This window comes from Nocardioides eburneiflavus (assembly GCF_004785795.1).
Classification (GTDB): domain Bacteria; phylum Actinomycetota; class Actinomycetes; order Propionibacteriales; family Nocardioidaceae; genus Nocardioides; species Nocardioides eburneiflavus.
Genome location: NZ_SRRO01000001.1, coordinates 4,054,729 through 4,068,785, shown reverse-complemented (window position 1 = coordinate 4,068,785; position 14,057 = coordinate 4,054,729). Strand labels below are relative to the sequence as shown.

Genomic DNA, 14,057 nt, shown 5'->3' with positions numbered 1-14,057 from the left:
TCGAACAGGTCTTGGACTGAATGAGTAACGGCTACTTACCGTCATCTCTGTAACGGCCGTCACAGTCCCGGCCGTCTCGGAGACACTGTCATTGGAGATGAGGCGCAATGAGTACAGACATCCGAAGGGTCGAGGGCCCCGAGGTTCGCAGCGGCGGTGCGGACTGGGTCGTGACGGGAGTGAGCGCCGGCATGCTCCTGGTCTTCGTCGTCGGCGCCATCGCAGTTCCGGACACGGTCGGCGGCTGGGTGACGACTGGCTTCACGAAGAGTGCCGAGTGGTTCGGGTTCTACTGGCAGCTGCTCATGCTCGCGACCTTCGTCGTGGCCCTGGTCCTCGCGGCGACGCCGTGGGCGCGTGCCCGCTTCGGTGACGCGACCCCCGAGTTCGGCCGTTTCAAGTGGATCGCGATGATCATGTGCACGCTGCTCGCCGGGGGCGGCGTCTTCTGGGCTGCGGCCGAGCCGATGTACCACTTCCTTTACGCGCCGCCGTACTTCACCGATGTCGTCCCCGGCAGCGATAGCGCCGCTCATGTGGCACTCGCGCAGAGCTTCGTCCACTGGGGCTTCCTGGCGTGGGCGATCCTCGGCTCCCTCGCAGCGATCGTGATGATGTACGCTGCGGAGCGCGGGATGCCCCTGCGGCCGCGCACCTTGCTCTACCCGGTCCTCGGGAGCCGTGTCGTCACGAGCCCGATCGGCACGGTCGCGGACATCGTGTGCATCGTCGCCGTCGTCGCCGGCACGGTTGGCCCGATCGGATTCCTGGGGCTCCAGGTGTCCTACGGCCTGTCATCGCTGTTCGGCATCCCGGACGTGTACGGCGTCCAGCTTGCGGTGATCGCCGTCCTGACTGCGGTCGCGGCCGTCTCCGTCGTCTCCGGTGTCAACCGCGGCATCCAGCTGCTCTCGCGCGTCAACGTCTGGCTGGCGCTGGCGCTGATGGCGGCGGTCCTCGTGCTGGGTTCGGCCTGGTACGTCCTCCAGGCCTTCGTGGGCGGCTTCGGCGTCTACGTCACCGACTTCGTCGGGATGAGCCTCTATCGGGGTGACCCGACCTGGGTGTCCGGCTGGACCGTGTTCTTCTTCGGCTGGTTCCTCGGCTACGCGCCACTGATGGCGATCTTCATCGCGCGCATCTCCCGCGGTCGCACTGTCCGCGACCTGATCGTCAGCACCGCCGTGCTACCGCCCGTGGCCACCTGCCTGTGGTTCTCGGTGCTCGGCGGCACCGGGATCATGCTCGAGCAGCGCAACCCCGGAGAGATCTCCGGCCCCCTCAACGAGGCGGGACTCCCCGCAGCGGTGATGGCGATCGCCGGCGACCTCCCACTGTCGACGCTCGTCAGCGTCGGGTTCCTGCTGCTCACCATCATGTTCGTCGCCACCACCACCGACTCGATGTCCTACGCCGTTGCCCAGTCCTGCACGAGCAAGGACCACGCCGGCTCCCGGATGCGCGCCCTCTGGGCCGTGCTCATGGGCGCCGCGGCCGCGGTGCTGATCAGCATCGGCGACGGGGGGATCTCCGCCCTCCAGTCCTTCATCGTCGTCACGGCCGTCCCGGTCGGCCTGATCGTGCTCCCCTCCGTCTTCGCTGCGCCCGTGATGGTGTACCGGATGGCGGTCCAGCAGGGACTCTCCTCATGGCGCACACCGCCCCGGTCGGCGACCCCCGCATCACCGACGAAGCCCCTCACCGACGCCCAGGAAGAAGCCCACGCATGAACACCCCCACCCTGCAGCTCAAGAACCTGATCGGCGGCGCCTGGATCGACGGCGACGGCGTCCCGGAACACAGTGAGAATCCCGCCGAGCCGACCGGAGCGCCGGTCGCGGAGTACCGCACGGCCACCGAGGAGCAGCTCGAGCAGGCGATGAGCGCCGCGACCACCGCTGCCCCCGGCTGGGACCGACGGGGCCTGCTGGGCCGAGGTCAGGTCCTTCGCCGCGCCGGGCAGATCATGGAGGACCGTGCCGAGGAGCTCGCCGCCCTGATGACCCGCGAGCAGGGCAAGTCCCTGACCGACTCCCGCGGTGAGGTGGGGGCGACCATCGAGACCCTGTACTACCACGCGGGCGCCGCGCGCCGGCCGGACGGCGCGACGTACCCCTCGGCGCACCCAGACGAGATCGTCCGGACCGTCCGACGTCCTGTCGGCGTCGTCGGCGTCATCACCCCCTGGAACTTCCCGCTCCAGATCCCGGTGTGGAAGATCGCCCCCGCGCTCCTGTGGGGCAATCCGGTGGTCTGGAAGCCGGCGAGCTTCACCCCGGCCCTCGCGGTGGCACTCACCGAGATCCTCGTCGAGGCAGGACTGCCCGACGGCGTCCTGAACCTCCTGCTGGGCCCCGGCCACCTGGGCGCCAGCCTGGTGAAGCACGTCGACACCGCCGCGGTGACCTTCACCGGATCAGTCCCGGTAGGCCACACGATCCGCGATGTCGTCATCCCGCGCGGCGCCAAGCTCCAGATGGAGCTCGGTGGCCACAACGCCGCCCTCGTGCTGCCCGACGCGCACCTTCCGTCCGCGGCCGACGCGATCGTGGCCGCCGCGATGGGCAGCACCGGGCAGAAGTGCACGGCGACCCGTCGCGTGATCGCGGTGGGCGATTGCTACGACGCGCTGGTCGCCCTGCTGGTCGAACGCGTCGAGGCGCTCACCGTCGGGCGCGGCAGCGACGACGGCATCGCACTTGGGCCGGTCGTGTCGGCCAAGGCCCGCGACCAGATCTCCAGCGCTGTGCAGCTGGCCGTCGACGAGGGCGCGCAGGTGCTGGCGACCGCGCCGGTCCCCGAGGCGGCCGGCCACTGGGTCCAGCCCACGCTGCTCGCCGGCCCTCCCGAGCTGACGATCTGCCGGGAGGAGGTTTTCGGGCCTGTCGCGACCGTCCTTCGCGTCCCTGACCTCGACTCCGCGATCGCGCTCGCGAACGCGACGGACTTCGGGCTGACCGCCTCGGTCTTCACCCGAGACGAGCGCTCGGCCCGACGCTGCGTGGACGAGCTCGTGGCTGGCCTGATCAAGGTCAACGCACCCTCCACCGGGTCAGAGCTCCACGCACCGTTCGGCGGTCTGCGCGACTCGTCGTTCCCGGCGCCGCGTGAGCAGGCCAGCGACGCCGCCGCGGAGTTCTTCACGATCAGCAAGACCGCCTACGTGCGGCTGGCTCCCGAGGCCGACTCATGACCGCGCAGGTCCAGTCGGCGTACGCCGCGCTGCGACCGGCCGACGTCGTCCTCTCGCCGGACGACCTCGGTGGGGCCCGGGCCACCCGCCACAGCTTCTCGCGCTCACTGGTGCGCCGAGCCGTTGCGGGCGGCTGGGACATCACGCTGGGTCGCGCCGACCTGGACGAGCACGGCTGCGGAGTGGTCGTCTTCGACGTCAGCGCCGAGGGTCACCGGTGGAGCTTCGTGGCCTTCTCGCAGACCATCGACGAGTCCGATCGTGAGGACCGGGTCGTCGCCTCCTCCTGGGACGTCACCGCAGCACTGGTCGACGGAGCCGTCGACGACGACGACGTCGCGCGGCTACGGCCGGAGGTCATCCGCCAGGAGCAGGGGCGTGCCGACGAGCGGACGTTGATCTGGACCCGCGCCAACCGCAGCGGACGATTCTTCGAGTACGTCGTCGACCGGCTCGCCGACGGAGCGCAACCGGAACCGGGCGTGTTCGGGTTGTCGCCATACCTGCTGCGCAGCACGGCGTTCTACAGCAACGGGAAGTTCGGGCTCGCCGACTTCGAGCGCTTCGAGCACGGCCACCCGTTTGCGGTGCCCTACCGCGCACACATGTTGTCCGCCTGGCTGCTGCGGGAGCTGGGCTACGAGCTGGCAGAGCGGTGCGCCGCGGCGCGCAGCGAGACCGCCGTCCGCCTGGACGGCGACTGGCGCCGCTACTTCGGCCTGGGCAACGCGACCGGACTCGGCATGGTCCCGTACGTCGTGAACCACCCTGAAGTCCTCGACGCCTGGATCCGCCTGCGCGAGCTGCCGCTGGCTGACGTCGTGGCCCGGACGGTGGACCGCACCGGCCCGGACGTCCCTCGTGTCCGCACCCTCCTCGAGCGAGCCGCGCGCTACCTGGCCGAGCAGGGCGACACCGAGCCCACGCCGTACACCTCGGGTGCCAAGTTGGCGGCCGGCCTCCGCCCGATCCAGGACCTGCTCACCGAGTACGCCACATACGGCACCATGGGTGGTGCGATCGAGGCCCAGCCGTGGCAACACCTCCACGAGGCCGCTGCGGCGGCCGGATCCGAGGTGCGCGGGGTGGTCGCGTCCGTGCTCACCGAGCTCGCCGACGACCTGGACGATGTCGTCGAGGCCAGCCTGACGTGTCAGGAGCGTCGGGACATCGATCCCAAGATGCGGTGCGGCGAGCTCCGCGGGCTGATCGACGCGGACTACGACTGGCTGCGTGAGTTTGACTTCACCGACCCGACGCAGACCGAGCGCTTCTGGTACTCCTCGGCCAACAACGAGGAGCCCCGGCGCGCGTACGCAGGGGTGGACCCTGGCGAGCGCGTGCAGCACGCCGTCGATGTCGCACGTGCGGTGCACGCACTGAGCCTGGACCTCGCTGGCGCCGAGGCTGCGACCAGCGTCGGGGAGTTCCTGCTCGGCCACCCCTGGCACCGCGGCGCGGTGGCCCGGGTGCAGTCGGTCCGCGACCTCGAGTACGCCGAGCTGCACGCCAACCTGCTGGCAGGGGATTTCCTGCCTCTCCACGTCCAGCGGCTCCAGCTCGCCGTCTACGGCATGGACAACTACAACCCCCAGTCGACCGACTGGCTCCGGGTGACGCTCTTCTCGGGAGCTCCGCGGGTGGCCGACCTGGTCGACGGCACCGCCGACGACGACTGGAGCTTTACCCCCCAGCCGTCCGAGGCCGACGAGAGGACCTACGCATGAGCGGGAACCCGAGGGTCGACGCGAGCCGCGTGCACGCTGACGCCGTGGTCGTGGACGGGCTCCAGATCAACAACTGGAGCCGCGAGGTGCTGGAGGAGCTCCGCACCGGCGGGGTCACCGGCGTCAACGCGACCGCGGCCGTGTGGGAGGGCACCGACCAGACCCTGCGGACGGTCGCCGAGTGGTACCAGTTCGCCCGGCGCCACGAGGACCTCATGGTGCTCGCCGAGACCGCCGACGACATCCGCAAGGCCAAGGAGGAGGGACGGGTCGCCGTCGTCCTCGGCTTCCAGAACACCAGCCCGTTCGCCGACGACTACCGGCTGGTGGAGGTGTTCGCGCGCCTGGGTGTCCGGGTCGCCCAGCTGACCTACAACATCCAGAACGCCGTCGGCGGGTCGTGCTACGAGCCCCACGACAGCGGGTTGACCAGGTTCGGTCGCAACGTGGTTGCGGAGATGAACCGCGCTGGCATGCTGATCGACCTGTCGCACGTCGGCAACCGAACGTCGCTCGATGCTGTCGAGACGTCCCAGCTGCCCGTGGCTATCACCCACTCCAACCCGACCTGGTTCGTGGACAACCCGCGCAACAAGCCTGACGAGGTCCTGCGGGCGGTGGCCGCATCGGGAGGGGTCGTGGGCTGTTGCCTGTACCCGCTCGTGCTCGGAGGTGCGTCCACCGGGCTCGAGGAGTTCTGCGCGATGGTGCGCCGTCTGGTCGACGAGATCGGCCCCGATCACGTCGCCCTGGGTAGCGACTGCACCCGCAACTGGGGGGACGACTACGTCGAGTGGCTGCGCAGCGGCCACTGGCGACCCCGCGAGGACACCCCCGCGACCTGGCCGCAGTGGCCACAGTGGTTCCGGGGGCCCGAGGACTTCCCACAAGTCACCGACGGACTGGTCTCAGCCGGCCTCGACGAGCAGACCGTCAGAAGCGTGCTGGGCGAGAACTGGCTGCGGCTCTTCGATGATGTCTTCGCTTCAGGGAGGCCGGCATGAACACCTGCACCACGCTTGACGCATCAGCGTTCGACAGTGAGGAGGACACGGTGCCGCAGCTCACTGGGGCCAATATCCGAGTCGCCATCCGGGAGATCCGCGAGTACTCCTACCGTGCGCTCGTGGCGGCCGGCGCGAGTCCCGGCGAAGCAGCAACCGGCGCGAGCCAGGTGCTGCACGCCGAGCTCCACGCCGGGGTGGGACTCACCGGTCTGGTCGCCGACCTGGCTCGCGGCGCATGGCCCCGAGAGGGCCTGAGCTGCGCACGCCGGGCAGGAGCGAGGACGATCCTGCAAGTCGACTGCGCAGGACGCTCGGGTGGGCTTCGCGTCGGCCCGTACGTGATCGACCTCGCCGCTGGAGAAACGGAGCCCGCGGTCGTCACGACCTCCGCCGAAGTTGCGGTCGACTCGATGCTGAACGACCCCCTCCTCGCCGCGGCCAGGATGACCGGCACGAGCGTGACCGCGATCCAGCTCCTTCCCCATGAGCCCAGCCTCGTGACGATGGCGACCCCCGAAGGCAACCTCGCCCACGGCGAGCTGGATCCCGCCGCCATCGTGAGCCTCTTGGATACGGACGATCTCGTGGGACTCGAGGGATTCGTCGTTGCTACGGGAGTCCGGACCACAGAAACCAGCCTCGCCCGGTTGACCTGGGACACCCCGGGACAGCGCGCCGAGCGCCGCCTAGCGGCCGCGCGGCACGGCGTTGACGTCGACAGGGCGACCTGGCGCGTAGTGGCATCGCACGCGCAGCACTTCTTGGTCCCCGAGGCCGACTCGTGACCCGGGGTGTTGGAGTGAGTCGACGCGATCACACCGACGGCGTGCCTCGCTCCTACATGGCGTCGGCCTCCCACGACGGAGTCGTCTGGGCGTGCGGGCAGGTCCCGCGGCGGGCGGACGGATCAGTTCCGGACTCCATCGAAGACCAGGTCCAAGTCGCCCTCGACAACCTCGAGTCCGTACTCACCGACGCCGGCTCGTCGCTCGCCCTGCTGCTCAAGGTGACGGTGTTCCTCGCAGACCTCGAGGAGTTCGGCGCGTACGACGCCGCGTACTGCACGCGCTTGGCCGGCGTTCCGCTGCCGCCGCGGACCACGGTCCAGGTCGCGGGCTTCCGCGGCGACAAGCGCATCGAGATCGATGCGGTCGCCGCGGTCGGGAAAACGTAGGCCCGTCGTCACGGGAGATCGACCTCTCAGCGTCCCTGCCTTTGCCTTGGGAATGCCGGGTGACGAGTAGCCCGCAAGCGGCGGAATGCCGCGGATGTACGCCGCATGGATCGCTGCCGCTCAGGGGGTGGACAACGGGGAGATGTCGGTGGTCGCCTCTAGCCTCCAGATTGTCGTCATGCCGGCGACGTCCCTGCAAACCCTCCAGGAGCCACCATGAAGGTTTCGGCCTACCACTCGAGCAATCAGTCCGACCCAGACGTTCACCACGATCACAATGACTGCCCCACTGGGCAGCAGATCCCAGCGCATGACAAGCTCCACGGCACCGGCGGCTTTCCTCGTTGCAAGCAGTGCCGCGACAAGGGCTGACTAAGCGACGACGGCTGCTCGGGCAGCTCAGCAACACCAAGCCGCTGTCGTTCCCCATGTTCGGTCGCGGCGAAGTGACCAGGTTCGCTGACGTGCCCAACCCCGACATGGGGACCGGGATCGAAGTGATGGGGAGCGAGATGGCGGTCGATGAAGCCCAAGACGCGTTCAACGGGGCCTGGATCGCTTGCGGCAGCGTCATCGACACCATGCCTGCTGTGATGGGCGACGAATATCAAAGCAGCTGGGACGACATCGGCATCAACCTCGCCATGATCTTCATGTAGACGAAGGACTCAACGCACTGGAGCCGACGCGGCGGCGCTCCTCCGCGACCCGCGCGCGCACCTGCAGTTCGAGCAGGTCCAGCCGGAACCACCGTCGCCCGTCGTGCACCGTGTAGGGCACCTGACCACGCGCGCAACGACCCTGCAGCGCGATCGTCGTGCATCCCAGGACCGCCGCGGCCGCTGGTGCTCGCAACCACTCGTGCTGCCCGTCAGGAGGCTGCGTACTCCGCGGTGGCGCCGTACGCCGGTCCTCACGCTCTGCGCCGGCTGCTGTGCGAGCGGCCGCGAGCTCAAGCACGTCCGCACGCGACAGCGACGGCTGCAGGCCGCGCGAGGTGAGGTCGCCTCGGCGCAGCATCTTCGGGATCAGGCTCGGGTGCACGCCGAGCAGGCGCGCGGCCTCGCGCTGCGTGATCCACCCCGACTCGGACACAGCGGCAGGCTAACCGGAACCACCTTCACCCCGTTGGAGGGGATCTCCTCGAACGCCTGCGGCGTCAGGAGCGTCATGACACCGTGGCCCCGTCAGCATCACCACCACCGGGGGAACTCATGATCAAGCACATAGCCAGGGCCCTCGCCCTGCTCGTGGCCCTCGTCGGCCTCGCCACCTTCACCCAGCCCGCCCAGGCCTTCTATGACCGCGACTGCGGCGACTTCGCCACCCAGGCCGCCGCTCAGACCTTCTTCAACAACGCCGGCCCCGGCGACCCCCACCGACTCGACGCCGACGGCAACGGCATCGCTTGCGAGTCCAATCCCTGCCCCTGCATCGGCCGCGGCAACCCTCAGCCCAACCCCGGCAACACCGGCGGCAACAACACCCCCAACCCCGGGCCCGCGCTCTACCGCGAGACCGGCAACGTCGTGAAGGTCATCGACGGCGACACGCTCAAGGTCCGCCTCAAGAGCGGCGCACTGGTCAGCGTCCGCATGCTCGGCATTAACACCCCTGAGCGCGGTCGCTGCGGCGCTAATGACGCCACCGACAACCTTCGCAAGCTCGCACCCGTCAGGTCGACCGTCGACATGGTCTCTGACCGCAGTCAGGCCGCCAAGGACCGCTATGGCCGCCTGCTCCGTTACGTCGCGAAGCGCGGCGGCTACAAGGACCTCTCCTACCGGCAGGCCTTCAACGGCTACACCAAGCGCTATGTCTTCGGCGGTAAGCCCGTGGCTCGCGACGGCCAGTACGTGCGAGCTATCACGCAGGCACGCAACAACGACCGGGGGCTGTGGAACAGCTGCTGGTGACTCGCCGTGGGAGGCCCCCGACCTGCTGCCCAGGTCGGGGGCTCTCCTGTGCGCGGGACCGGCAGGCGGCTAGGCATGCCCACACGTCCGACGGTTTCGACTCCCACGACGTCGTTGCGACGTTGTTATGACGACGACAGCTCTGCCAGCCGTTCCCGCACGCCGGGCGCCGACGCGTCCTCCGCCAACACGCGCTCGAGATCCTTCTTCGCCATGGCGACCTTGTTCTCCGCAACGTAGGTCTCTGCCCTTTCGATGAGGGCCTTGTGTCGAATGGCGGAGTCGCGCGTCTTCGACTTGAGCGCTTCCTTGAACGCTTCGCGAGCCGCGACGAAGTGGCCCTGTTCGCGGAGCGCTGCGCCTCTAAAGGCGACGAGAAGAGCGGTCGGGTCATCGGTGTTGCCCATGCCGTTGGTCAGATCAACGACATCGTCGTAGCGACCTGCCTCTAGATAGAGCTCACAGAGCGAAACCGCGGCGATTGCTGAGGGGTCCAGCGCCTCGACCACGGCGATCGCCTCATCGAGGTTGCCCGCGGCCTGCTCTAGTTCGGCAAGAGCGAGCCCGAGAGCATCGCGACCGAGGGGGACTGTCGCCTCGACCCCGGAGGCGACGACGATTCTCACCGACGTCCGTCCGATGTACTTGCGGACGAAGGGGTGCTCTCCGATGTCGCCCCCTGTGGCCCATGCCCAGCGGCACGCTTCAAGTGCACGAGCATCCTCTCCTGCCTGCATGGCCATGAGGCCATCCAGCGTCGCGGCCAGCTCGGCTGCCTCTGGGTAGGCCCCTGCGATGCGTGGGAGTTCATCAAACTTCTGCTCAGTGATGACTTTGTGCAGTTCCTTCTCCCACTTAGGCGCCATCAGTCCCGGCTTGACGGGCTTCGACGGTTGCGGCGGCGCGACGGGTCGATTCGACGCGCCGGAGGACATCGTCTTGGTGTGAGAGATCCCGGACCCCGGCAACCCAACCGTCCGGGTGACCCGACCGGACGCCGTGCGCGTTACGCGGGCCCCTCGCGTTCCGACGGAGGTACTGACGCCAGCCTTTGACACCGTCATGCGGACGCCAGGCATGACCTTGAAGCTCTTGCGCGCAGTAAATCCCATGCACAGAACGTCACATGTCAATGTTTCCCTGTCTACCTAGAACTCCGCTCCTGCTGGGTCTTGACACAGAGGGGTGACAGATTCGGACGTTCCCCGACAAGCGCCGGAGCTACTTGATCGCCGTCGGTCCACTGAGGTGAGGGGCCTCGGGAGCCGAATGCTCATCTGAATGCGTGTTCAAAGGACGGACTTGGTACGGCAGACTGCCCTCGCCCGACGAATAGGACGTACTTCCCGCCATGGCAACTGACTACGACGCCTCTCGCAAGAGCGAAGAGGAGCAGAAGGAGGAGAGCCTCGAGGCTCTTCGCCTCGCTGCGACCGACAAGGACGCGAGCTCCAGCAAGATCGACGAGGACGAAACCGAGGCCGCAGAGTCCTTCGAACTGCCCGGAGCGGACCTGTCGAATGAGGAGCTCAGCATCGAGGTGGTGCCGAAGCAGGACGACGAGTTCACATGTTCGGTGTGCTTCCTCGTGCACCACCGCAGCGCGCGGACAGCAGACACCCCGCCCGTTTGTCGCGACTGCGCCTAATCGCGCGCGCATCGGTCGGGCCTGCGGTCGGTACCCGCGACGCGGTGGCTGTCCCGTCCTCAGCAGAGCGGTTGGCACGTCGTGAACGGACGTCCCTCGCCAAGCGTCGGTCAGGTGGTCGAACGTGCGCGTGGTCGATGGGATCGAGGCCGGATAGGCCGTCGGCGCACTAACCCGGGGCGGGTCCGAACGTCCCCGACAGGCGGCGAAGTGACGCAGCTCGCGCCACCCCAGTCGCTCTCCGCAGAGGCTCTCAGGCTGGACAGCGCCAGCTTGCGGCCATGCCCTGTAGCCCGGCCGTCAGCGCCGGCTACCGAGACCGGGCAGGCCCCCGCTGACGGTGCGCACCGAATTTGAAGATGGAGGGGCACAGATGTCGCAAGTCGACTTCTTCTCGGTCGCCGGACGGTGAAATGATTGGCCGCACATGCGGCACTTGGCGTTGTGCGGGCGCGGAGCCTTGGGCTTCGGCGTCAATGCGGTGCCCGTGGTACGCCCTCCATCGAGCTTCTTCTTCCTGCGCTTCTTCAACTTCGTCGCTGGAGGCCGGGTCTTCGCAGGGGCTAGCGACCTTTCAAGTGCTCTTGCTTCGTCCGTGCCGGGCCGAGGAAGCTCAGTGCCGATGAGAGTGGCCCATTGCTCCGCTCTCATCGCCATTTCCGCGTGCAACGCCGCGTGTCGTCGCCGTGTCTTCTCTTCGGTCCCCTTGAGTGTCGGACGTTCCCGATGCGCAGTCATCATGTGGGCGTTCAACCACAACCGGAAGTCGCGACCGCTCTTGCCGGCAAGGTCGGGGTGGTCGTGCTCGTCGTGGAGGCGGAAACCGAGCTTCATGCCTGGAATCCTGCCTCGGGGACCTGCCTTTGGGGGCCGAAATCACCGGGTGACCATGGAAAGTTCCGCAGTCGTCATCGCACAGCGGCAGCGGATGTCACCCAGGTCGAACCTTGGGTTGGGACCAGCGAGCGGCGGAAGTACGCACGTTTGCGGAACCGTACAAGTTCCGTATGTAGGTCGCGCTGATAATTGGGTCGATTCAGATGACTGCGCGAGTCGAGAAATTGTCGCGAGGCGCTTTTCGCACAGCCCGGTGGGCGGGGAAGCGCCCGCAAGGCTTTGCGTCACGGCAAGTCACCTGCGAGCGGACAGGTACTGCAGTTCGTCCGTGGTGAGGACGCCGAGGTTGCACAACCTGGTCAGGCGTGCGCCAGCTGACGTGCCTGCGTCAGATGAACCCAGTGGCACTGGACCCTTTGGATTTCCCAACCGCGCCCGCAGGTACATGAACTCGTTCCACGCCAGATAGCCGGCGGTCCGAAGCTGTACGAGGTCTGCGAAAGCGCGGGGTAGATCTATCGCCGGTTCGAGGTTCAAGGGTTCTGGGACGGCGGTCCCGGGCCAGCGCGTGCCAGCCGCATCGCGGGAGACGGGCATCCCTTCAGACAGCACGGCAGGTGATTCACCGGGCCCAATGGTCGCGACCGCGGACGTGAGCGGCGGCGCGTACCGACTGCTGATCTCCGTTGGGTAGTCGCGCTGTCCCATGGCCTCCCACGGAACGGTGGCGTCCGTATAGCGCGGTTCGCTCTCCGCGTTTGGGCCAGGCTGAGCGGAACCGCAGAGCTGCTGCGATGTCCACGGTGACCGCCAGCAATTGCCACGGTCCATCGGGACGTACACCTTGTGTCCAGTCTCTTGAGAGGTGGCTTCGTCGATGACACCAGAGAAGTAGCAGTGAGAGTTGCGTCGGAAGCGACACCAGTCGTAGGAGTAGGTCCGCCCGGCAGTGGCATTAGCCGCAATCCACCCCCCAACCCTCGGCCGCTGTGCTCCCTCGACCAACGCTGCACCGCCGTCGGCCGCGTGTCGACCGAGCGATGGAACCCGGTCCTCTGGAGGGTCGAGTCCACGGTCGTGGTGGATGAAGGGGCCACCGCGTGATCCGGTGGCTGCACTCTAGGCAGTGAGTGCGGCGGGTGTCAGGTCCTCCTTCTGGTCGGTGGTCTCGTTGGTGTTGATGAGTGCGATGCGGGAGCGTGCCAGGACGTCGAGTCCGAGGTAGCGGCGGCCCTCGGCCCAGTCGTCGTGCTGCTCGGCCAGGACGGCTCCGATGAGTCGGATGGCGGAGTTGCGGTCGGGGAAGATCCCGACGACGTCGGTGCGTCGGCGGATCTCGCGGTTGAGGCGCTCGTTGGGATTGTTGGACCAGATCTGGCGCCAGATCTCTTTCGGGAACGCGGTGAAGGCCAGGATGTCGGCGCGGGCTTCCTCGAGGTGCTCGGCCACGGCGGGGAGCTTCTCGTCCAGGGTGTCGATGACGCGGTCGAACTGGGCGTGCACGGCCTTGGTGTCGGGCTGGTCGTAGATCGAGTGCAGCATCGCCTTGACCCAGCCCCACGACGACTTTGGTGTCGCGGACATCAGGTTCGCCGCGTAGTGGGTGCGGCATCGCTGCCAGGCGGCACCGTCCAGGGTCGCCGTCATCGCGGCCACCAGGCCACTGTGGGCATCGGACGTGACGAGCTTGACGCCGCTCAGGCCGCGGGCGTTCAGGCCGCGGAACAGGGTCAGCCAGCCGGCCTCGGACTCGGCCGAGCAGATGTCCACGCCGAGGATCTCGCGGTGCCCATCGGCGTTGACGCCGGTCGCGACCAGGACGTGGGTGTTCACGACCCGCCCGCCCTCGCGGACCTTCATCGTCAACGCGTCCGCGGCCAGGAACGTGTACGGCCCGGCGTCGAGTGGCCGGGTGCGGAAGTCCTCCACGTGCGCGTCGAGCTCCTTGGCCATCACGCTGACTTGCGACTTCGACAACCTGGTGATGCCGAGGGTCTCGACGAGCTTCTCCATCCGCCGCGTCGACACCCCGAGGAGGTAGCAGGTTGCCACCACTGTGGTCAGGGCCCGCTCGGCCCGACGGCGGCGCTCGAGGAGCCAGTCGGGGAAGTACGAGCCCTCGCGCAGCTTGGGAATCGCAACCTCCATCGTGCCGGTGCGGGTGTCGAAGTCCCGGGTCCGGTAGCCGTTGCGGGAGTTGGTCCGCTCCGGGCTGCGTTCGCCGTAGCCGGCGCCGCAGATCGCGTCGGCCTCGGCCGACATCAACGCCTGCACGAACGTGGACAACATGGTCCGGAGTAGGTCGGGCTCGGCACGCGCCAGGTGCTCGGTCATGAACGTGGGCAGGTCAATAGAGTTGGGGTCGACGGTCATCGTGGTGACTCCTTCAGTCGCGCTTTCGCAGGTCTTCTGAAGGATCACGCGGTGGCCGTCGCTATGTCAGGACGCCACGCTCACGTCGGGCCCGTCGTACACCACGCCCATGGACTCAACTCTCTGGAGATGTCAGGTCCAGTTTCACGTGCTTGCCAGACAATCGCTTGTTGGCTTCTACT

General features: G+C 67.8%; 13 protein-coding genes and 1 pseudogene. 9 read left to right on the top strand and 5 right to left on the bottom strand.

Going from position 1 to position 14,057, the window contains the following annotated elements; genetic code table 11:
* The first annotated feature begins 107 nt into the window (after window positions 1–107).
* The 7 genes from EXE59_RS19015 to EXE59_RS18985 all read left to right on the top strand — a co-directional run bounded on the left by EXE59_RS19015 (window position 108) and on the right by EXE59_RS18985 (window position 7,760).
* A complete protein-coding gene (locus tag EXE59_RS19015; RefSeq protein ID WP_135840302.1) occupies window positions 108–1,730 on the top strand; it encodes a BCCT family transporter in 1,623 nt (540 codons plus the stop codon).
* Window positions 1,727–3,193 (top strand): aldehyde dehydrogenase family protein, encoded by a 1,467-nt coding sequence (locus EXE59_RS19010; RefSeq protein WP_135840301.1) that lies wholly within the window; start codon window positions 1,727–1,729, stop codon window positions 3,191–3,193. Before EXE59_RS19015 ends, EXE59_RS19010 begins: the two co-directional genes overlap by 4 nt.
* On the top strand, window positions 3,190–4,920 hold the full coding sequence (locus EXE59_RS19005; RefSeq protein ID WP_135840300.1) for a hypothetical protein: 1,731 nt from the start codon (window positions 3,190–3,192) through the stop codon (window positions 4,918–4,920). Before EXE59_RS19010 ends, EXE59_RS19005 begins: the two co-directional genes overlap by 4 nt.
* Entirely contained in the window at window positions 4,917–5,924 is a 1,008-nt protein-coding gene (locus EXE59_RS19000) for a membrane dipeptidase (RefSeq protein WP_135840299.1), read from the top strand. The genes EXE59_RS19005 and EXE59_RS19000 overlap by 4 nt, the downstream gene beginning before the upstream one ends.
* Window positions 5,921–6,712 carry a hypothetical protein gene (locus EXE59_RS18995; RefSeq protein WP_135840298.1) on the top strand — a complete coding sequence of 264 codons (792 nt, stop codon included), beginning with the start codon at window positions 5,921–5,923 and terminating at the stop codon, window positions 6,710–6,712. Before EXE59_RS19000 ends, EXE59_RS18995 begins: the two co-directional genes overlap by 4 nt.
* A 41-nt stretch (window positions 6,713–6,753) precedes the next feature.
* The gene (locus EXE59_RS18990; protein WP_246056909.1) at window positions 6,754–7,101 is read left to right on the top strand and encodes a RidA family protein; all 348 of its coding nucleotides are present in this window, start codon (window positions 6,754–6,756) and stop codon (window positions 7,099–7,101) included.
* A gap of 464 nt (window positions 7,102–7,565) precedes the next feature.
* Window positions 7,566–7,760, top strand: coding sequence for a hypothetical protein (locus EXE59_RS18985; RefSeq protein ID WP_135840297.1), 195 nt, complete (start codon window positions 7,566–7,568; stop codon window positions 7,758–7,760).
* Here the strand turns inward: EXE59_RS18985 and EXE59_RS18980 are convergent.
* Window positions 7,753–8,196 carry a helix-turn-helix domain-containing protein gene (locus EXE59_RS18980; protein ID WP_135840296.1) on the bottom strand — a complete coding sequence of 148 codons (444 nt, stop codon included), beginning with the start codon at window positions 8,194–8,196 and terminating at the stop codon, window positions 7,753–7,755. The genes EXE59_RS18985 and EXE59_RS18980 overlap by 8 nt on opposite strands.
* 119 nt (window positions 8,197–8,315) lie before the next feature.
* On the opposite strand from EXE59_RS18980, the gene EXE59_RS18975 reads away from it, so the two are divergent.
* Window positions 8,316–9,017 carry a thermonuclease family protein gene (locus EXE59_RS18975; protein WP_135840295.1) on the top strand — a complete coding sequence of 234 codons (702 nt, stop codon included), beginning with the start codon at window positions 8,316–8,318 and terminating at the stop codon, window positions 9,015–9,017.
* Between the two features lie 125 nt (window positions 9,018–9,142).
* Here EXE59_RS18975 and EXE59_RS18970 read toward each other — a convergent pair whose 3' ends face one another.
* Together EXE59_RS18970 and EXE59_RS25180 are read right to left on the bottom strand one after the other, a co-directional pair.
* On the bottom strand, window positions 9,143–9,952 hold the full coding sequence (locus EXE59_RS18970) for a tetratricopeptide repeat protein (RefSeq protein ID WP_246056908.1): 810 nt from the start codon (window positions 9,950–9,952) through the stop codon (window positions 9,143–9,145).
* Window positions 9,953–9,973: 21 nt separating this feature from the next.
* Window positions 9,974–10,129 (bottom strand): annotated as a pseudogene (locus tag EXE59_RS25180) (DUF4236 domain-containing protein); the annotation flags it as partial.
* A gap of 239 nt (window positions 10,130–10,368) precedes the next feature.
* Here EXE59_RS25180 and EXE59_RS18965 point away from each other — a divergent pair.
* Window positions 10,369–10,665, top strand: a complete 297-nt coding sequence (locus tag EXE59_RS18965) for a DUF4193 domain-containing protein (RefSeq protein WP_135840293.1) — start codon at window positions 10,369–10,371, stop codon at window positions 10,663–10,665.
* A gap of 300 nt (window positions 10,666–10,965) precedes the next feature.
* On the opposite strand, the gene EXE59_RS18960 is transcribed toward EXE59_RS18965, so the two are convergent.
* Both EXE59_RS18960 and EXE59_RS18955 read right to left on the bottom strand, forming a co-directional pair.
* Window positions 10,966–11,499, bottom strand: coding sequence for a hypothetical protein (locus EXE59_RS18960; protein ID WP_135840292.1), 534 nt, complete (start codon window positions 11,497–11,499; stop codon window positions 10,966–10,968).
* A gap of 1,122 nt (window positions 11,500–12,621) precedes the next feature.
* The gene (locus EXE59_RS18955; protein ID WP_135837333.1) at window positions 12,622–13,875 is read right to left on the bottom strand and encodes an IS256 family transposase; all 1,254 of its coding nucleotides are present in this window, start codon (window positions 13,873–13,875) and stop codon (window positions 12,622–12,624) included.
* Between the last annotated feature and the right edge of the window lie 182 nt (window positions 13,876–14,057).